The sequence below is a fragment of the Rhodobacter capsulatus genome, assembly GCF_052363175.1.
Taxonomy (GTDB): domain Bacteria; phylum Pseudomonadota; class Alphaproteobacteria; order Rhodobacterales; family Rhodobacteraceae; genus Rhodobacter; species Rhodobacter capsulatus_D.
The window spans coordinates 3259222-3276930 of record NZ_CP198946.1; the positions used below are offsets into that span (position 1 = coordinate 3259222).

At 66.1% G+C, this 17709-nt stretch carries 16 protein-coding genes; 10 read left to right on the plus strand and 6 right to left on the minus strand.

The annotated features are described in order from the left end of the window. Window positions 1-17: 17 nt before the first annotated feature. From atpA to ACTTAI_RS16935, 3 genes are all read right to left on the minus strand, one after another. Complete coding sequence (gene atpA, locus ACTTAI_RS16925; RefSeq protein ID WP_444452675.1) at window positions 18-1547, minus strand: F0F1 ATP synthase subunit alpha; 1530 nt, start codon at window positions 1545-1547, stop codon at window positions 18-20. Then, window positions 1547-2107, minus strand: coding sequence for a F0F1 ATP synthase subunit delta (locus ACTTAI_RS16930; RefSeq protein WP_444452676.1), 561 nt, complete (start codon window positions 2105-2107; stop codon window positions 1547-1549). The genes atpA and ACTTAI_RS16930 overlap by 1 nt, the downstream gene beginning before the upstream one ends. A gap of 314 nt (window positions 2108-2421) precedes the next feature. After that, a complete protein-coding gene (locus tag ACTTAI_RS16935) occupies window positions 2422-3180 on the minus strand; it encodes a methyltransferase domain-containing protein (protein WP_444452677.1) in 759 nt (252 codons plus the stop codon). Between the two features lie 60 nt (window positions 3181-3240). On the opposite strand from ACTTAI_RS16935, the gene gloB reads away from it, so the two are divergent. The 4 genes from gloB (at window position 3241) to rpsD (ending at window position 8459) form a co-directional block, all read left to right on the plus strand. Beyond that, entirely contained in the window at window positions 3241-4011 is a 771-nt protein-coding gene (gene gloB, locus ACTTAI_RS16940) for a hydroxyacylglutathione hydrolase (RefSeq protein ID WP_444452678.1), read from the plus strand. A 175-nt stretch (window positions 4012-4186) separates the two neighbouring features. Further along, window positions 4187-6508 carry an ATP-dependent Clp protease ATP-binding subunit ClpA gene (clpA, locus tag ACTTAI_RS16945; protein ID WP_444452679.1) on the plus strand — a complete coding sequence of 774 codons (2322 nt, stop codon included), beginning with the start codon at window positions 4187-4189 and terminating at the stop codon, window positions 6506-6508. Window positions 6509-6646: 138 nt separating this feature from the next. Further along, window positions 6647-7651: a M23 family metallopeptidase gene (locus tag ACTTAI_RS16950; protein WP_444452680.1), complete on the plus strand. Its 1005-nt coding sequence runs from the start codon at window positions 6647-6649 to the stop codon at window positions 7649-7651. A 187-nt stretch (window positions 7652-7838) separates the two neighbouring features. Next, window positions 7839-8459 (plus strand): 30S ribosomal protein S4, encoded by a 621-nt coding sequence (rpsD, locus tag ACTTAI_RS16955; protein WP_110806631.1) that lies wholly within the window; start codon window positions 7839-7841, stop codon window positions 8457-8459. A gap of 101 nt (window positions 8460-8560) precedes the next feature. Here rpsD and ACTTAI_RS16960 read toward each other — a convergent pair whose 3' ends face one another. Beyond that, entirely contained in the window at window positions 8561-8956 is a 396-nt protein-coding gene (locus ACTTAI_RS16960; RefSeq protein ID WP_444452681.1) for a hypothetical protein, read from the minus strand. 229 nt (window positions 8957-9185) lie between these two features. Between ACTTAI_RS16960 and hisC the strand changes: the two genes are divergently transcribed. From hisC to ACTTAI_RS16975, 3 genes are read left to right on the plus strand one after another with little or no spacing between them, the layout of a single operon-like run. Then, window positions 9186-10277 (plus strand): histidinol-phosphate transaminase, encoded by a 1092-nt coding sequence (gene hisC, locus ACTTAI_RS16965; RefSeq protein ID WP_444452682.1) that lies wholly within the window; start codon window positions 9186-9188, stop codon window positions 10275-10277. Further along, window positions 10274-11203: a prephenate/arogenate dehydrogenase family protein gene (locus tag ACTTAI_RS16970; RefSeq protein WP_444452683.1), complete on the plus strand. Its 930-nt coding sequence runs from the start codon at window positions 10274-10276 to the stop codon at window positions 11201-11203. The genes hisC and ACTTAI_RS16970 overlap by 4 nt, the downstream gene beginning before the upstream one ends. After that, window positions 11203-12408 (plus strand): extensin family protein, encoded by a 1206-nt coding sequence (locus ACTTAI_RS16975; protein ID WP_444452684.1) that lies wholly within the window; start codon window positions 11203-11205, stop codon window positions 12406-12408. The genes ACTTAI_RS16970 and ACTTAI_RS16975 overlap by 1 nt, the downstream gene beginning before the upstream one ends. Here ACTTAI_RS16975 and ACTTAI_RS16980 read toward each other — a convergent pair. Further along, a complete protein-coding gene (locus ACTTAI_RS16980; RefSeq protein WP_444452685.1) occupies window positions 12405-13388 on the minus strand; it encodes a DUF2125 domain-containing protein in 984 nt (327 codons plus the stop codon). The two genes, ACTTAI_RS16975 and ACTTAI_RS16980, sit on opposite strands and share 4 nt — an antisense overlap. A gap of 60 nt (window positions 13389-13448) precedes the next feature. Here ACTTAI_RS16980 and ACTTAI_RS16985 point away from each other — a divergent pair, with 60 nt between their 5' ends. Genes ACTTAI_RS16985 through ACTTAI_RS16995 form a run of 3 tightly spaced genes read left to right on the plus strand, consistent with a single transcriptional unit; the run spans window position 13449 to window position 16516 of the window. Further along, window positions 13449-13982 carry a gamma-glutamylcyclotransferase gene (locus ACTTAI_RS16985; RefSeq protein ID WP_444452686.1) on the plus strand — a complete coding sequence of 178 codons (534 nt, stop codon included), beginning with the start codon at window positions 13449-13451 and terminating at the stop codon, window positions 13980-13982. 58 nt (window positions 13983-14040) lie between these two features. Then, on the plus strand, window positions 14041-15246 hold the full coding sequence (locus ACTTAI_RS16990) for a biopolymer transporter ExbB (protein WP_444452687.1): 1206 nt from the start codon (window positions 14041-14043) through the stop codon (window positions 15244-15246). 1 nt (window position 15247) lies between these two features. Beyond that, window positions 15248-16516 carry a peptidoglycan -binding protein gene (locus ACTTAI_RS16995; protein ID WP_444452688.1) on the plus strand — a complete coding sequence of 423 codons (1269 nt, stop codon included), beginning with the start codon at window positions 15248-15250 and terminating at the stop codon, window positions 16514-16516. Here the strand turns inward: ACTTAI_RS16995 and ACTTAI_RS17000 are convergent. Continuing rightward, a complete protein-coding gene (locus tag ACTTAI_RS17000) occupies window positions 16513-17583 on the minus strand; it encodes a Hint domain-containing protein (RefSeq protein ID WP_444452689.1) in 1071 nt (356 codons plus the stop codon). The two genes, ACTTAI_RS16995 and ACTTAI_RS17000, sit on opposite strands and share 4 nt — an antisense overlap. Between the last annotated feature and the right edge of the window lie 126 nt (window positions 17584-17709).

Genomic DNA, 17709 nt, shown 5'->3' on the forward strand with positions numbered 1-17709 from the left:
CCTGTCCTTTCAGGCCGTCAAGCGAAGGTCTTGGCGAACTCGGCGATCGCGTCTTTGAGCTTCTTCTCGGCGTCGCCCTTGATCTTGGGGTCTTCCTTGGTGAGCCACTCAAGCACGTCCTTGCGGGTCGAGCGCAGATAGGCCAGCAGGCCTTTCTCGAACCGGCCGACTTCTTTCACCGGAACGGTGTCGAGGAAGCCGTTCGTCCCCGCGAAGATCACCGCCACGATTTCGGCGTTGGTCAGCGGCGAGTATTGCGGCTGCTTCATCAGCTCGGTCAGACGGGCACCGCGGTTCAGCAGCTTTTGCGTCGCGGCATCGAGGTCCGAGCCGAACTGCGCAAAGGCGGCCATTTCGCGATACTGCGCGAGTTCCAGTTTCACCGGACCGGCAACCGATTTCATCGAGTTGGTCTGAGCCGACGAACCGACGCGCGACACCGAGAGACCGGTGTTCACGGCCGGGCGGATGCCCTGGTAGAACAGTTCGGTTTCAAGGAAGATCTGGCCGTCGGTGATCGAGATCACGTTGGTCGGGATGAAGGCCGACACGTCGCCGCCTTGGGTTTCGATGACCGGCAGAGCGGTCAGCGAACCGGCGCCGAAGTCTTCGTTCAGTTTCGCCGAACGTTCCAGCAGACGGCTGTGGAGATAGAACACGTCGCCCGGATAAGCTTCACGCCCCGGCGGACGGCGCAGAAGCAGCGACATCTGACGGTAGGCCACGGCTTGCTTCGACAGGTCATCATAGATGATCAGGGCGTGCTTGCCGTTGTCGCGGAAGTATTCCGCCATCGCGGTCGCCGAATAGGGGGCGAGGAACTGCATCGGAGCCGGGTCCGAAGCGGTCGCGGCGACGACGGTGGTGTATTCCATCGCGCCGGCTTCTTCGAGTTTCTTCACCAGCTGGGCAACGGTCGAACGCTTCTGGCCGATGGCGACGTAGAAGCAATGCAGCTTGTTGCCCGGGTTGGCGTCGTTGTACGACTTCTGGTTCAGAATGGTGTCGAGCGCGATCGCGGTCTTGCCGGTCTGACGGTCGCCGATGATCAGCTCGCGCTGGCCACGGCCGATCGGGATCATCGCGTCAACCGACTTGAGGCCGGTCGCCATCGGCTCGTGCACCGATTTCCGCGGAATGATGCCCGGGGCTTTCACGTCGGCGATGCGACGCTCTTTCGACACGATCGGGCCTTTGCCGTCGATCGGGTTGCCAAGACCATCGACGACGCGGCCGAGCAGGCCTTCGCCCGCCGGAACGTCCACGATCGAGTTGGTGCGCTTGACGGTGTCGCCTTCCTTGATGTCGCGGTCCGACCCGAAGATAACGATACCGACGTTGTCGACTTCGAGGTTCAGCGCCATCCCGCGGATGCCGCCGGGGAATTCGACCATTTCGCCCGCCTGGACGTTGTCGAGCCCGTGAACGCGCGCGATACCGTCACCGACCGAGAGCACGCGGCCCACTTCGGCGACTTGGGCATCCTGCCCGAAGTTCTTGATCTGCTCCTTGAGGATCGCAGAGATTTCAGCAGCCTGGATGCCCATTATCCAACCTCTTTCATGGCGTTCTGGAGGGAAGCGAGTTTGGCTTTGACCGTGGTGTCGATCATGCGCGAACCCAGCTTGACGATCATGCCACCGATGAGGCTCTCATCGACGGCGACGTTCAGTTTGACGGTCTTGCCCGTCTGTTTCGCCAGCGTCGCCGCCAGCTTGTCGACCTGCGCCGTGGACAGCGCGGTGGCCGACGTGACGTCGGCGGTCATCTCGCCCTTGGCTTCGGCAATCGCGGCCGCAAGCCCGCTCAGCAGTTGCGGCAGCGCGAACAGCCGGCGTTTGCCCGCCATCAGCTTGAGCCCGTTGGCAAGCGGCGCCGACAGGCCCATCTTCGCGGCCACCGCGGCAATCGCGGCACCCTGTTCGTCGCGGGTGTAAACCGGCGACGAAATCAGGTCGCGCAGCTCGGCCGACGCGGCCAGAGCCGCCGTCAGCGCGTCCACGTCGGCCGAGAGCGCGTCGATGCCCTTGGCGTCCTGCGCGAGGTCGAAGATGGCCGTGGCATAACGCCCGGCAATGGCTGCGGAAATCGAAGCTGGTTCGGACACGTCCACCCTTCCGATGCTTTTGCCTCCGCACGCCGACGACAGGAACCAATCGTTCCGTCACCGATTCAGAGGCCCCCCTCGGCGCCCAAGTATCTCCCGCGCGCCGCATTCGGGGTTGCGTCTAGCAGAGCCTAAAGACCCTCGCAACCATCTTGGCGGCATGAATCTACATCAGGCTGGCACATTTTCTGCACAGGCACGGAGTGTTAGCGCAAAGGGTCGGACGCACCCGTTCTGCGTCCCCCAACCGCGGGACGAAGTGACGCGGAAACGCACATTTTCGCGATGGCGATTCTCTGCGGCGATCGAGGCGTTCAGGTCCGCCCGACGACCGGCTTCGCCGCCCCTTCGAGGATCGAAAGCGGCTTGCGCACCGCGGCCCCCAGCCCCGTTCGGCGCGGCGAATGCACCTGCTTGATCACTTCCAGCATCACCACCCCCGCCGCAAGGTAGCCCGCCGCCCTTGTGCCGAGCCGTTCCCAGACCTCGGAAGAGCGCAACCAGAACCGCCGTTGCGAGGGCGGAATGTAGAGCGCGGCCGCCTGACGCTCGGGGGCGAACCCCACCCGTCGTGCCTGCGCCTCGAGTTGGCCCATCGTATAGGGGCGACCGAAACCGAAAGGCGTGGTTTCGCGCGGCGCCCAAAGCCCGACCCGGTTCGGCACGATGAACAGCGCCCGCCCCCCGGGGCCAAGCGCGCGCCAGCATTCATCCATCAACGCATCGGGGTCGTCCGAGACTTCAAGCCCGTGCAGCACCACCAGCCGGTCGATCATCCCGGTCTCGACCGGCCAGCTCGTTTCGGCGCAGAGGACCGAGACATTCGGCTCGCCCGCAGGCCAGGGCATCACGCCTTGCTGCGCGGGCATCAGCCCGATCACCCGGCGCGCCTGCCCGAGGTAGGGCCGCAGCAGCGGCACCGCGAAACCGTAGCCCGCCACCGTCAGCCCGGCCACGCTGGCGGGGGTGTCGGGCCACAGCTCCACCACCTTGTCGCGGATCGCCTTTTGCGCCGTGCGGCCAAGCTGGGTCCGGTAGTAGAAATCACGCAGGTCGAGCACGTCGAGATGCATTGCAGGTTGGCCTTCCTTCGGCGAAGCTGGGTCAGGATAGCGAAAGATGCGCAAAAGACCATGACCCTCGAACTGATCCCGATCCCCTGTCTGAAAGACAATTACGCCTGGCTCTGGCATGACACCGCCACCGATACCGTCGTCGTGGTCGATGTCCCCGAAGCCGCCCCTGTTCTGAACGCGCTGGCCGAGCGGAACTGGCAGCTGCATCACATCCTGATCACGCATCACCATGCCGACCACATCGCGGGGGTCGAGGCCTTGGCTCAGGCGACCGGGGCAAAAGTGGCCGGGGCGGCGGCCGATGCGCATCGCCTGCCGCCGCTCGATCATCCGGTGGCACCCGGCGACACCCTGCATCTGGGGATGGAGGCGGCACAGGTTCTGGCGGCGGATGGTCATACCGTCGGGCATATCGCCTGGTATCTGCCCGGCGCCGGGCTGCTCTTTTCCGGCGACAGCCTGATGAGCTGGGGCTGCGGGCGGCTCTTCGAGGGCACGCCTGCGCAGATGTTCGACACGCTCACCCGTCTGGCCGCCCTGCCCCCCGAGACGCTGGTCTGTTCCGGGCATGAATACACCGCCGCGAACGGCCGTTTCGCGCTGTCGCTTGAGCCCGGCAACGGGCGACTGCATGACCGGATGGACCGGGTGACGGCGCTGCGGCTGGCGGGAGAACCGAGCCTGCCGGTGCCTCTGGGCGAGGAATTGGCGACGAATCCCTTCCTGCGCAGCGATGACGCCGCGTTGCGGGTGGCACTTGGCATGGTCGAGGACGCGGATCCGCTTGCAGTCTTCACCGAGGCCCGGGCCCGCAAAGACAAGTTCTGAAAGCATTTTTGCAAGATGCCTGCGGATCGCGCGAAGCCTTCATCCTTTGGTCAGATTTGCAACACAGCGTGGAGAGGTGGAAAAAACACGCAAGCGGCCCTTGAAGCGCGGCGAAATCCACCGAAACTTAATCACATGAGGCCAGTATCGGGAGACCCGAGGAAAGGAGCGCCGCATGCCTTCGTTTTCGACCACGCTCGAGCAAGCAATCCACGCCGCACTGGCGCTGGCCAACACGCGCAAGCATGAACTGGCCACGCTCGAACACCTCTTGCTCGCGCTGATCGACGAGCCCGATGCCAGCCGCGTGATGCGCGCCTGCGGCGTCGATCTCGACGAGCTGCGCCAGACGCTCACCGAATTCATCGACGATGATCTGTCGACCCTCATCACCGAGGTCGAGGGGTCCGAGGCCGTCCCGACCGCCGCCTTCCAGCGGGTGATCCAGCGCGCCGCGATCCATGTGCAAAGCTCGGGCCGGACCGAGGTGACGGGGGCCAACGTCCTCGTCGCGATCTTCGCAGAGCGGGAATCGAACGCGGCCTTCTTCCTGCAAGAACAGGACATGACCCGCTACGACGCAGTCAACTTCATTGCCCATGGCGTGGCCAAGGACCCGGCCTTCGGCGAAAGCCGTCCGGTCGTCGGCGCCGAGGAAGAGACCGCCAAGGCCGAACCCGCGCAACCGGGCGAGGCGAAGGAATCCGCGCTTGGCAAATACTGCGTGAACCTGAACCAAAAATCGCAAAAGGGCGATATCGACCCGCTGATCGGCCGCGCCGAAGAGGTCGAGCGCTGCATTCAGGTGCTCTGCCGCCGCCGCAAGAACAACCCGCTGCTGGTGGGCGATCCGGGCGTCGGCAAGACCGCCATCGCCGAAGGTCTGGCGCTGAAGATCACCCGTGGCGAGACGCCCGACATTCTGGCGCGCTCGACGATCTATTCGCTCGACATGGGGGCGCTGCTCGCTGGCACCCGCTATCGCGGCGATTTCGAAGAGCGTCTGAAAGCGGTAATGAAGGAGCTCGAGGAACACCCCGACGCGATCCTCTTCATCGACGAGATCCACACCGTGATCGGCGCCGGGGCGACCTCGGGCGGGGCGATGGATGCCTCGAACCTGCTCAAACCCGCGCTGCAGGGCGGCAAGCTGCGTTGCATGGGCTCGACCACCTACAAGGAATTCCGCCAGCACTTCGAAAAGGACCGCGCCCTGAGCCGCCGGTTCCAGAAGATCGACGTGAACGAACCCTCGGTCGGCGACAGCATCAAGATCCTGATGGGGCTGAAACCCTATTTCGAGGAACATCACGACGTGCGCTACACCAACGACGCGATCAAGTCGGCGGTGGAACTGGCGGCGCGCTACATCCATGACCGCAAGCTGCCCGACAAGGCGATCGACGTGATCGACGAAGCGGGCGCGGCGCAGCACCTGCTGCCCGACAGCAAGAAGCGCAAGACTTTGGGCGCGAAAGAGATCGAGGCCGTCGTGGCGAAGATCGCCCGCATCCCCCCGAAGAGCGTGTCGAAAGACGATGCTGCGATCCTGCGCGATCTGGAAAAGACGCTCAAGCGCGTGGTCTTCGGTCAGGACAAGGCGATCGAGACGCTGGCCTCGGCGATCAAGCTGGCCCGGGCCGGTCTGCGCGAACCGGAAAAGCCGATCGGCAACTATCTCTTTGCCGGTCCGACCGGCGTCGGCAAGACCGAGGTCGCGAAACAGCTGGCGAATACGCTCGGCGTGGAACTGCTGCGCTTCGACATGTCGGAATATATGGAGAAACACGCGGTCAGCCGTCTGATCGGCGCGCCTCCGGGCTATGTCGGCTTCGATCAGGGCGGGCTTCTGACCGATGGCGTCGATCAGCATCCGCATTGCGTGCTGCTGCTCGATGAAATCGAGAAGGCGCATTCGGACGTGTTCAACATCCTGCTGCAGGTGATGGACCACGGGAAACTGACCGACCACAACGGTCGTCAGGTCGATTTCCGCAACGTGATCCTGATCATGACCTCGAACGCGGGCGCGGCCGAACAGGCGAAATCGGCGATCGGCTTCGGCCGCGAGCGCCGCGAGGGCGAGGATACGGCGGCGATCGAACGCACCTTCACGCCGGAATTCCGCAACCGTCTGGATGCGGTGGTCAGCTTCGCGCCGCTGCCGCGCGACACGATCCTGCAGGTGGTCGACAAGTTCGTGCTGCAACTCGAAGCGCAGCTGATCGACCGCAACGTCCATATCGAGCTGACGCCCGAAGCCGCCGAATGGCTGGCGGTCAAAGGCTACGACGACAAGATGGGCGCGCGTCCGCTCGGCCGGGTCATTCAGGAGCACATCAAGAAGCCTCTGGCGGAAGAACTGCTGTTCGGCCGCCTGATCAAGGGCGGGGTGGTCCGGGTGACGGTGCGCGACGATGCGATCGCGCTCGATGTCGAAGAGCCCGGCAAACCGCGCATCGCGGGAGCGAAGCCGCGGCTTCTGCCCGCGGGCTGAGCTTCGACCGCTGCGGATCGGCGCTGCCGGTCACATGCGCAGGAGCGCGCCCAAGGACGCGTGACCGGGGCGACATCGCTGTGCTACGCTTTTCAGGCGCTCCCTCGGGGGCGCCTGATCATTTGTGGGGAAGTTTCGATGCCTCTGGTCTCTTTTCGCCAGTCTGACCCCCGCGCCGTCTTTCTGGCGCTCGCCCTTGGCTTCGCCGCTCTGCCCGGCGCCGTCCGGGCGCAGGACATCGTGCTGAAACAGCCGATCGCCTGCACCCTGGGCGAAACCTGTTACATCCAGCATTACGTCGATCACGACCCCGGCCCGGAGCTGCGCGATTTCGGCTGCGGCACCGCCACCTATCAGGGCCATGACGGCACCGATTTCGCCCTGCCGACCCTGGCCGCAATGCAGGCGGGCGTCGATGTACTGGCCGCGGCGCCGGGCCGTGTCCGGGCCGTCCGCGACGGCGAGACGGATGGCGCCTTTGCCGCCGGGGCCAGCGTCCAGGACAAGGAATGCGGCAATGGCGTGCTGATCGACCATGGCGGCGGCTGGCAGACGCAATATTGCCATCTGAAACAGGGCTCGGTCGCGGTGCAGCCGGGCACGAAGGTCGCCGCGGGCGCAAGGCTTGGCCAGGTCGGCATGTCCGGCAAGGCGGAATTCCCGCATCTGCATCTGGCCGTGCGCCACGACGGGGCTGATCTTGACCCGTTCCTGCCCGACACCGCGGCCGCCTGCGGCCCCGCGCCCACCCGCACGCTCTGGCAAGACCCGCCCGCCTATGTCGGCGGCGGCCTGCTGCTGGCGGCGCTGACCGATGCCCCGCCGAGCTTCGAGGCGGTCAAGGCGGGCTTGCCCAAGCAAGACACGCTTCCGGCCAATGCCCCGGCGCTGGTGCTTTGGGCTTACGGTTACGACAGCCGCAAGGGCGATGAGATCAAGCTGACGATTGCAGGCCCCGGGGGCTTTGCCTTCGCGCATGACGAGGTGCTGGAAAAACCGCAGGCGCTGTTTTTCCGCTATGCGGGCAAGCGCGCCCCCGCGGGCGGTTTCGCCCCCGGCGGCTATACCGCCACCGTCACCCAAAGCCGCGACGGCACCGAAATCAGCCGCAAGGAAGTTTTCGTGACCCTTGCCGCGCCTTGACCCACGAAAGCCGCCGCGGGGGCGTTGACTCTGCCCGCGCCGCCTGTATAAGCCCCCCATCCCGGCAGCGGCGACGCTTGCCGGGGCTTTCATTGGTGTTGGTGGACCCCGCAAGGGGAAGCCTGTCGCCCGAACCGCAAGGGGAGGGAAAGGACAACGCCCTTCACAGTCAAGAAGGAGATCAGCGATGACCAAACGCACCGCTGCCAAGTACAAAATCGACCGCCGCATGGGCGAGAACATCTGGGGCCGCGCCAAGTCGCCGCTGAACAAGCGTGACTACGGTCCGGGCCAGCACGGCCAGCGCCGCAAGAACAAGCTGTCGGACTTCGGGACCCAGCTGCGCGCCAAGCAAAAACTCAAAGGCTACTACGGCGATCTGACCGAGAAGCAATTCCGCAAGATCTACGGCGAAGCCGAACGCGTCAAGGGCGACACCGGTGAAAACCTGATCGGTCTGCTCGAGCGCCGTCTCGACGCGATCGTCTACCGCGCCAAGTTCGTTCCGACGATCTTCGCCGCGCGTCAGTTCGTGAACCACGGCCACGTCACCGTGAACGGCGCCCGCGTCAACATCGCGTCGTACCGCGTCAAGGAAGGCGACGTGATCGCCGTTCGTGACCGTTCGAAGCAACTGGCGATCGTCCTCGAAGCCGCCCAGTCAGGCGAGCGCGACGTGCCGGATTACCTCGAAGTCGATCACTCGAAAATGACCGCGACCTTCGTGCGCACCCCGGGCCTGAGCGATGTGCCCTATCCGGTGCACATGGAACCGAACCTGGTCGTCGAATTCTACGCGAAGAACTGATCCGGTTCTTTGCCTCCCAAACGAAAGGCCGCCCTTCGGGGCGGCCTTTTGCGTTTCATGGCGTGTTGCGGAGGGGGCGGTGTCCCCCGGCCCTGAGGGGGTCAGCCGCCCAGATGGATCTTGCGCAGGAAGGCGCTGCCCGCCGAATAGTCGCCGGGGCGCAGGTAGGTGGAATAAGACCCCTCGGCCAGCGCCTCGAGATAGGTTTGCATCGACTGGGTGGTTTTCAGCTTCGGATGCACCCGATCGCCGGAGTTCAGCGCGATCGTTTCGACCGACCGCAGCACCGCGCGTTCGGTCGCGGCACTCCAATCCCCATCGGGATCAGCGAGATAGAGATCGACTTCCGCCAATTCCGACTGAATGGCGACGCGGGTATCAATCGGAAGCGCATGGAACGCGGCGCCCAGATCCCCGGCCGCGGCCGCAGAACCGAAAAGCGCACCGAAGACGCAGCAGACACAGGTAAACAGGGCAGTACGAGAGGGGTGTTTCATCAGGACCTTCCAGCTTTTACCAACCGTCATCCAATCGGCCCGAAATGTGGCACCAAACGGCGGCTACGGAGGCGGTATGAAGCACATGTTCTAAAAATTTCCTAAAATTTGATCTGCAGGTTGCGGTCTTGCGGCATCACTGCCGCTTTCAGGCGGATTTCGGGTTGAAACAGCGCTTCCCATGCGGCTTTGCCCCGGCTATTGAGGCATCCAGGACAAGGACCTCAGCATGACAGACCCCATCCGCCCCCAGCCCGGCATCCTCGACATCGCCCTTTACGAAGGCGGCGCTTCGCATGTGGCTGGCATCAGCGATGCGATCAAGCTCAGCTCGAACGAGAACCCGCATGGCGCCTCGGACCGGGCCAAGGAGGCGTTCTCGCGCACGGTGCACAAGCTGCACCGCTATCCCTCGACCGACCATGCTGCGCTGCGTCAGGCGATTGGCGACGTGCATGGGCTTGAGCCCTCGCGCATCATCTGCGGTGTCGGCTCGGATGAGATCATCCGCATGATCGTCAACGCCTATGCCGGGCCGAAGGACGAGGTGGTGCACAGCGAACACGGGTTCCTGATGTATCGCATCGCGGCTTTGGGCGCGGGGGCGACGCCGGTTTCGGTGCCCGAACGCGAACGCACGCTGGATGTGGACGCGATCCTGAAGGCTTGCGGCAAGAAGACGAAGCTCGTCTTCATCGCCAACCCGAACAACCCGACCGGCACGATGGTCGGTCTGGCGGAACTGGAACGGCTGGCGGCGGGGATTCCGAAACAGGCGATGCTGATCATCGACAGCGCCTATGCGGAATATGTCGAGGGCTATGACGGCGGCGCAGACCTGGCCTCGCGGCTGCCCAACGTAGTGATGACGCGCACCTTTTCCAAGATCTACGGTCTTGGCGGGCTGCGCATCGGCTGGGGTTACGGCCCGAAGGACATCATCGATGTGCTCAACCGCATCCGCGATCCGTTCAACCTCTCGACCTCGCAGCTGGAAACCGCCGAGGCCGCGGTGCGCGATCAGGATTGGGTGGCGCAGTCGCGCTCGGAAAACGCCCGGCTGCGGCACTGGCTGTCGGAGGCTCTCGCCGAACGCGGCGTGCCCAATGACACCTCGATGGCGAATTTCGTGCTGGCGCGCTTCGGTTCGGAAGCCGAGGCCGAGGCCTGCGACGAGTTCCTGAAAAAGGACGGGCTGATCGTGCGGCGCGTGGCCAGCTACGGCCTGCCGCATTGCCTGCGCATCACCGTGGGCGACGAGCCCTCGTGTCGGCGCGTGGCGCATATGATCGGCCTGTTCAAGGCGGGCGCCTCGGCATGACACACTACAAGCGCGTCGCCCTGATCGGGCTGGGGCTCATTGCCTCCTCGATGGCGCATGCGATGCGCGAAAAGGGTCTGGCGGGCGAGATCATCGGCCATGCGAAATCCCCCGAGACCCGGGCGACGGCGCTGGAAATAGGCCTGTGCGACCGGGTTTTCGACACGGCGGCCGAAGCGGTCGAGGGCGCCGATCTGGTGGTGCTCTGCGTGCCGGTCGGCGCGATGGCGGCGATTGCCGCCGAAATCGCGCCCCATCTGGCGCCGGGCGCGACCGTGACCGATGTCGGCTCGGTGAAACAGGCGGTGGTCGAAGCTGTGGCCCCGCACATGCCCGATCATGTGCAGTTCATCCCCGGTCACCCTTTGGCCGGGACCGAACATTCCGGGCCGCGCTCGGGTTTTGCGACGCTGTTCGTCAACCGCTGGTGGCTGCTGACGCCGCTCGAGGGCAACGATCCCGCGGCGGTGGCGCGGCTGAAAGCCTTCCTGACCGCGCTTGGCGCCAATGTCGACGAGATGGAGGTGGCCCGGCACGATCTGGTGCTGGCCGTCGTCTCGCACACGCCTCACCTGATCGCCTATACGATGGTGGGCGTCGCCGACCATCTGCGCCGGGTGACGCAGGAAGAAGTGATCAAATACTCGGCCTCGGGCTTTCGCGATTTCACCCGGATCGCCGCCTCGGACCCGACGATGTGGCGCGACGTGTTCCTGACCAACAGGGAGGCGACGCTCGACATTCTGGGCCGCTTCACCGAGGAACTGTTCATGCTGCAACGCGCCATCCGCATGGGTGACGGGCAGATGCTGTTCGACTATTTCACCGAGACCCGCGCGATCCGCCGCGGCATCATCGAGGCCGGTCAGGACACCGCCGCCCCCGACTTCGGCCGCGTGCCGCCCCCCAAGGCGGAGACGCGCTGATGCGCGCCAACCGGAGCCTTGCGCTGGCGCTGATCACGGCGCTGGCGTGTGGGCCCGTCGCGGCCGAAAGCCTGAAAAAGTCTCCGCTGCCCCTGCCCCGTCCGAAATCGGCCGCCACCGCAACGCCAACACCGAAGCCCGAGGCGCCAAAGGCCACGCCGGGCGGTGTCGCGCTGCCCACAAGCGCCGGACAATCGCCGATCGGCACGCCCGAGGCGCGCGCGGCCGAAACCGCTCCCCTCTCCGATCCGGCGCTGGCAGGCTACCGCCCGCATCCGCGCCCCGCCTCGATCGAGACCAGCGCGCCCACAGACAGCCTGCCGCCGCCCGCCGATCCGCGCCTAGCCAATGCCCATCCGAAACCCCGGCCTGAGGGGCTGGTGACGCTCTCCCCCGCGGACGCCGCCCCCGGTCCCGCCCCCAAGGCGGACCCGCGGCTGGCGGGCTACCGTCCGAAACCGCGCCCCGAAGCGCTGGCCGTTCAACCGCCCGCCGAGGGCGAGGAGACGGCCGCGCAGCCGATCGTTCCTGTTGCCCCGGTCGCGCCCGAGGAACCCGTCGAACCGGCAGCACAGAAACCGCCGCCGGGCGGCGTGCTGTCACGGCTTTTCGGCTCGCGCAAGCGCAACGCCCCCAAGCCCGAGGCGCAGGCCACAGCCCCCGGCCCCGAACAAAACCTGCGCGGCTCGGTCTGCGGCGTCCCCGGTCTGATCGGACAGGAGTTGCCCCCGATCGGCAATGGTGGGCGCGGCACGGGCTGCGGCATCGCAGAACCGGTGCGGATCACCTCGGTCTCGGGCATCAAGCTGACGCAACCGATGACCGTCGATTGCCAGACCGCCGCCACCTTCAAGCGCTGGGTCGATCGCGGCATCGTTCCGGCGGTGGGCGGCAAGGGCGGCGGGATCGCGAAACTGGACGTCGGGCCGGGCTATGTCTGCCGTCCGCGCAATGGTGTGCGCGGAGCGAAGCTGTCGGAGCACGGCCACGGCAAGGCGATCGACCTGATGGGGCTGATCCTGAAGAACGGCCAGAACCTTGACGTGCTGCAAGGCTGGAGAAGCCAGCCGCGGCTCTTCAAGTCGATTCACTCTTCGGCCTGCGGGCTTTTCGGCACGGTGCTCGGACCAAAGGCCGACCGCTACCACCAGAACCACATCCATGTGGACACGATCCACTACCGCTCGGGCACCTACTGCCGTTAACGCAGCTGCGGCGCGGGGCCAAGCGGGATCGCGGCAAGGGTCATCCGGCCGTTGGCGAAGCTGAGCGGCAGCTGTACCGACCCATCCGGGCTTTGCTTGCCCAGATACTCCCCCATCGCAGCCAGCATCGCCTTGCGCTCGCGCGGCACCAGCCCCGCGGCCAGACCGAGATCGAGCCAGACCGGAAAATCACTGAGCGCGATCGTCAGCGTGCCCTCGGGCGTGCCGTCGGGGCGGAGGGTCAGACGGCCCGAAACGCTGATCCGATGGCCGCCCCAAACCAGTTCGGCCCGGCGCAGATCAAGCGCGCTCAGGGCCACAGGCGCGGGGGACAGCAGCATCAGAGGCTGCGCAAGCCCCACCCCCGCGTCGAGAGAAACGTGTTCAAGCCGATCCGGCAAGGACTGGGTCAGCCCGGCCTGACGGCTGAGCGCGGCGGCCAGACCGGGCGGCAGCGCAGCCCCGACGATCGCCCCCGCGAGCGTGTAAGTCTGCGGATCCTCCGTCGGCTGCAGCGCCAGATCGACGCTTTCGGCCGCCAGCGAGGGGGCCTTGGTCGCCTCAAGCTGCAGCGCGGGGGCCTGCATCCGCAGCGTGATCCCCGCCAGCGGCAGATCGGGCGCCGGGGCCGACGCAACCGTCAGCGCCGCCGCCTTGCCCGTCAGGGCAAAGGGCAGACCCTGCAGCTCGACCTTTTGCGGCAGGGGCAGATCAAGCGTCCAGGCCAGCGGGTTCCAGACCGGCGCGGTGATCGTCGCCCGATCAAGCGCCACCGCCCGCATACCCGCATTCGCACCCCAGGGCGCGTCCAGCTGCACGCCGATCCGGGCCGGAAAGCCGGTCGCCGTCACTTGCGCCGCCCCGGCAGCATCGGACCCGTCCAACGCCCCGCGCAGCCAAAGCGCCATCCCCTGCCCCGCGCCCCAATCGGCCAGCACCGCGCCGCCTGCCACAACCGCCGCCCAAACGAGACCCCGCATCGCGCCCCCTTCCCAAACCCCGGTCTTCCTTTTATCCCCCGTCCGAAAGGAGAGCCAGCCATGCCCGAGGCGCTTTGGATTTTCGGCTACGGATCGCTGATCTGGGACCCGGGCTTTGCCCCAGCCGAAACGGCTGCGGCACGGCTTGACGGCTGGCACCGCAGCTTCTGCATGCATTCGATCCATTTCCGCGGCACACCCGAGGCGCCGGGGCTGGTGCTGGCGCTTGACGCGGCCGAGGGCGCACACTGCAAGGGCCTTGCCCTGCGCGTGGCCGAGGCCGAGGCCGACCGCGTTCTGGCCGAGATCCGTGCCCGCGAGCTGGTGACGGATGCCTATCTGGAACGCGTGCTTCCGGTAACTTTGGCCGACGGACGGCAGATCACTGCGATCACCTACGTCATCGATCGCGCCGGGCCGCAATATTGCGCCCTCGATTTCGAGACTCAGGCGCAGACCATCGCCCATGCCGTGGGCGCGCGCGGGCCGAACCGCGATTACCTGTTCAACACCGCCGCGCATCTGGCCAGCCTTGGCCTTTCCGATCCCGATCTGGAAGCGCTGGCCGCAAGGGTGCGTGTGCTGCTGGCTTGAGGCTTGGCAGGGGGGCGAACGCGTCATATCCTCGCAGCAACGAGCAGAGAGGCAAAACATGCGCGCACCGGTCCGGGTCCAACCCCCGCAGTTTTCGCAACCCGTCCGACAGATCGTCTCGATGCTGGTCGTGCTGGCGCTTGTCGGCGCGGGCGGGTTTCTGGCCTATGCCCGTATCTACCCGATCTTCCAGACCAATCCGCTGCTGAACGGGCTGATCGGCGCGGTCTTCGTGCTCGGCGTTCTGGGCTGTTTCTGGCAGGTGGTGCAGCTGGTGAAAGCCGTGAGCTGGATCGAAAGCTTCGCCGCCGACCGCCCCGGTCGGCCGATGTATCGCCCGCCGCAGATGCTGGTGCCCTTGGCGGCCCTTCTGGGCCGCGGTGGCGCCAGCCGCACCATCGCCACGACCGCCGCCCGCTCGATCCTCGAATCGGTCGCGGCGCGGATCGACGAGGCCCGCGACATCACCCGCTACTTCTCGAACCTTCTGATCTTCCTCGGTCTTCTGGGCACGTTCTACGGCCTTGCCACCACGGTCCCGGGCGTCGTCGACACGATCCGCGCTCTTGCCCCGCAACAAGGCGAAGCGGCCACGGCGGTCTTTTCGCGCCTGATGTCGGGGCTGGAAGGTCAGCTCGGCGGCATGGGCACGGCGTTTTCCTCCTCGCTCCTTGGCCTTGCCGGATCGCTCGTCGTTGGACTTCTCGAACTTTTCGCCACGCATGGGCAGAACCGCTTTTACGGCGAGCTGGAGGACTGGATTTCCTCGATCACCCGGCTGTCCTTTGCCTCGGCCGAGGTCGAAGGCGCGGGCGAGGCTTCGGCCGTGGCAGGCGTGCTTGACCACATGGCCGAGCAGATGGACGCGCTGCAGACGCTGTTCATCCGGGCCGAACAGGCGCGCAGCCAGACCGAGACGCGGCTGGCGCAGCTGACCCAGGGCTTTGCCGATCTGGCGCAGCGGCTGGGGTCAGAGGTCGATGCCCGCGCCGGGCAGGCCGAGGCCTTGGCGCAGATGGCCGAGGGACAGGAAAGGCTGATCGCGGCCCTTGATCGGCTGGCGGAACAGAGTGCCGCCGACCGCCATGCCGATCTGGATGTCGATGCCGAGATGCGGATGCGGCTGCGCTCGATCGATCTGCAGATGTCGCGAATGCTGGAAGAGATGTCCGCTGGGCGGCAGGAAAGCATGGCTGATATTCGCAACGATTTCGCGGCCTTGACGCGTGCGCTGCTGACCCGCGCCCGCGGCGGGGAGGGCTGAGATGGCGCTCTCGGGCCGCCGCGGGCAGCGCTTCACCACCACCAATGTCTGGCCGGGCTTCGTCGATGCGATGGGCGCCCTGCTGATGGTGCTGATCTTCGTCTTGTCGATCTTCATGATGGTGCAGTCGATGCTGCGCGACACGATCACGACGAAGGATCACGAACTGGACGCGCTGTCGGCGCAGGTCGCCGGGCTGGCGCAGGCGCTGTCGCTGGAACAGGCGAAGACCGACACCCTGACCGGGCGGCTCGATGCCGCGGGCGCGCGGATCACCGCCTTCGAGGCGCAGGTGGCGGGGCTTCTGGCCGACAAGGCGGCGCAGGAGGCGACGATTTCCAGCCTGCAGGGCAATCTGAAAACCTCGGACGAGGCTCTGGCGGCGGCCCGGTTGCAGCTTGAGGAGGCACGCAAAAAGGCCGAGGAAACCCTGACGCTTCTGGCTGCGGCCGAGGCGGCAAAGAAGGATCTGCAGGGCAAGCTTGAGGTGCAGCTGAGCGAGGCTGAGAAGCAGGCGGCGCTGAAGGCATTGGCGGAAAAGACCCTGACCGAGACGCGGGCCGAAGGCGATCGCAAGGCGGAACAGGTGACGCTGCTCAACCAGCAGGTGGCGGCTTTGCGCACGCAACTGGCCGATCTGCAAGCGGTTCTGGACGCGGCCAAGGCCAAGGATGCCGATGCCAAGGTGCAGGTCGAAGCGCTGGGAAGCCAGCTCAATTCGGCGCTCGCGCAGGTCGCGGCGGAACAGAAACGCCGCGCTGCGCTGGAGGAGGAGGCCCGCAAGAAGGCCGAGGCCGAGGCGAAGGATCTGGCCCGGTATCGCTCCGAATTCTTCGGTCGGATGTCGCAACTGCTGGACGGGCGCGCGGGCGTTCGGGTCGTCGGCGATCGCTTCGTCTTTTCCTCCGAAGTGCTTTTCGAACTCGGCTCGGCCGATCTTTCGCCCGAGGGGCAGGCGCAGATTTCGCGCGTGGCCGAGACCTTCCGTGAACTGGCCGCCGAGATCCCGCCCGAGATCGACTGGGTGCTGGAGGTGGACGGTTTCACCGATGACACGCCGCTCTCGGGTCAGGGGGAATTCAAGGACAACTGGCAGCTGTCACAAGCCCGCGCGCTCTCGGTGGTGAAATATCTGATCGACGCACAGGGCTTCGCGCCCAAGCGGCTGGCGGCGGCGGGCTTTGGCGAATTCCGCCCGGTGGCCGCGGGCAACAGCGCAGAAGCGCGGGCACAAAACCGCCGGATCGAGTTGAAACTGACCGAGCGTTAAGCCGCCAGATCGTGGCGCAGGATCGCGGCTTCCGAGGCGCTTAGAATGCGCCGCGCGAACGGCCCGTAGCGCATCGGATCGGCGTCAATCCCGGGCAGAAGCCGCAGCAGCGCCCGCCGCTGATCTTCGGCGATACCCTCGATTTCGGTCGCGGCGGGGTGGAAGCTCTCGGTCTCGACCCCGTTCGCGCGCAGCACCTGATGGCGCTCGAACAGCAGATGCAGATAGGTGACCTCGGGCAGGGTCGTCTCGACCCGGACGGACGTGCCATTCACCAGATCGATCGCCTGCACCAGCACCTCGGCCTCGTTGAACAGCGCCCGCGCCGCGGGGCCAGTCACCAAAAGCCGATGCTGCGGCGAAACGCGCAACTCGCCCCCAGATTGCAAAATCCCGAACGCCCCTGCCCGCAGCCGCACCGGGCGCAGATGTGGCAGCGCGTAAAGCCGGGCCCCGCTCATCCGCCGCGATCCGATCCAAAGCAGCTCCTGCGCGCCCTCGTCGCGGGTCCAGACCCGGTCGCCGGGCCGCAAAGCCTCGACCGGGCGCGGCCCGCGCGGCGTGTCGATCAGCGTGCCCGGCGTGAAACAGATGACCCCGGGCTCGGGCAGGCGCTGGCTCTCGGGGCGCAGATCGACGTTGCTCTCGACCAGCCACAGATCGGTGTCGCGCGGCGGCATGCGCCCGGCAAACATCAACAGACGCGCCCGCGCCTCGGGCAGCTCGACCAGTGTGATGACATAAGAGGCGATGCCGTCGGTCACGGTAAAGCTTTGATCCGGAAGCTCGGGCAGATCGGCTGCGGCGCGAAAGGCGGCACTGCCACCGCCGTCGACCGCCACGCCCAGAAGTCGGCGCACCACCCGCGCCGCGCGCTGGCGCAGCGCCTCGCTGCCCTCGGCCCCGCTCAGGATCAGAACGTCGCTCGGGCCATCAACCCGGACCGCCTCGCCGGTCCAGCGCCAACATGCCCCCGTCGAAAGGCTTGAGACCGGAGCGCCAAGAGCGCCATCAATCTCTGTCTGGACCCACGATATGACGAAGGTGCCCAGATAGCCCGGCTTCATTGCCTGTATGTCCTGCCTCGAAGTATGGACCCTTCGGTCCTTGATTAAGGCAAACCTAACACGGGTGATTCGGCTTGTGAATCCCCTTTGATCCAGATCAAGAAAAAGACAACTTCAGGCTGAATT

Coding starts and splice junctions, on each gene's coding strand:
- ACTTAI_RS17000 (WP_444452689.1), bottom strand. CDS start 17,583: ATGAAGCCGGGCTATCTGGGCACCTTCGTCATATCGTGGGTCCAGACA.
- clpA (WP_444452679.1), top strand. CDS start 4,187: ATGCCTTCGTTTTCGACCACGCTCGAGCAAGCAATCCACGCCGCACTG.
- ACTTAI_RS16960 (WP_444452681.1), bottom strand. CDS start 8,956: ATGAAACACCCCTCTCGTACTGCCCTGTTTACCTGTGTCTGCTGCGTC.
- gloB (WP_444452678.1), top strand. CDS start 3,241: ATGACCCTCGAACTGATCCCGATCCCCTGTCTGAAAGACAATTACGCC.
- ACTTAI_RS16985 (WP_444452686.1), top strand. CDS start 13,449: ATGCCCGAGGCGCTTTGGATTTTCGGCTACGGATCGCTGATCTGGGAC.
- hisC (WP_444452682.1), top strand. CDS start 9,186: ATGACAGACCCCATCCGCCCCCAGCCCGGCATCCTCGACATCGCCCTT.
- ACTTAI_RS16935 (WP_444452677.1), bottom strand. CDS start 3,180: ATGCATCTCGACGTGCTCGACCTGCGTGATTTCTACTACCGGACCCAG.
- rpsD (WP_110806631.1), top strand. CDS start 7,839: ATGACCAAACGCACCGCTGCCAAGTACAAAATCGACCGCCGCATGGGC.
- ACTTAI_RS16950 (WP_444452680.1), top strand. CDS start 6,647: ATGCCTCTGGTCTCTTTTCGCCAGTCTGACCCCCGCGCCGTCTTTCTG.
- ACTTAI_RS16995 (WP_444452688.1), top strand. CDS start 15,248: ATGGCGCTCTCGGGCCGCCGCGGGCAGCGCTTCACCACCACCAATGTC.
- ACTTAI_RS16975 (WP_444452684.1), top strand. CDS start 11,203: ATGCGCGCCAACCGGAGCCTTGCGCTGGCGCTGATCACGGCGCTGGCG.
- ACTTAI_RS16980 (WP_444452685.1), bottom strand. CDS start 13,388: ATGCGGGGTCTCGTTTGGGCGGCGGTTGTGGCAGGCGGCGCGGTGCTG.
- atpA (WP_444452675.1), bottom strand. CDS start 1,547: ATGGGCATCCAGGCTGCTGAAATCTCTGCGATCCTCAAGGAGCAGATC.
- ACTTAI_RS16990 (WP_444452687.1), top strand. CDS start 14,041: ATGCGCGCACCGGTCCGGGTCCAACCCCCGCAGTTTTCGCAACCCGTC.
- ACTTAI_RS16970 (WP_444452683.1), top strand. CDS start 10,274: ATGACACACTACAAGCGCGTCGCCCTGATCGGGCTGGGGCTCATTGCC.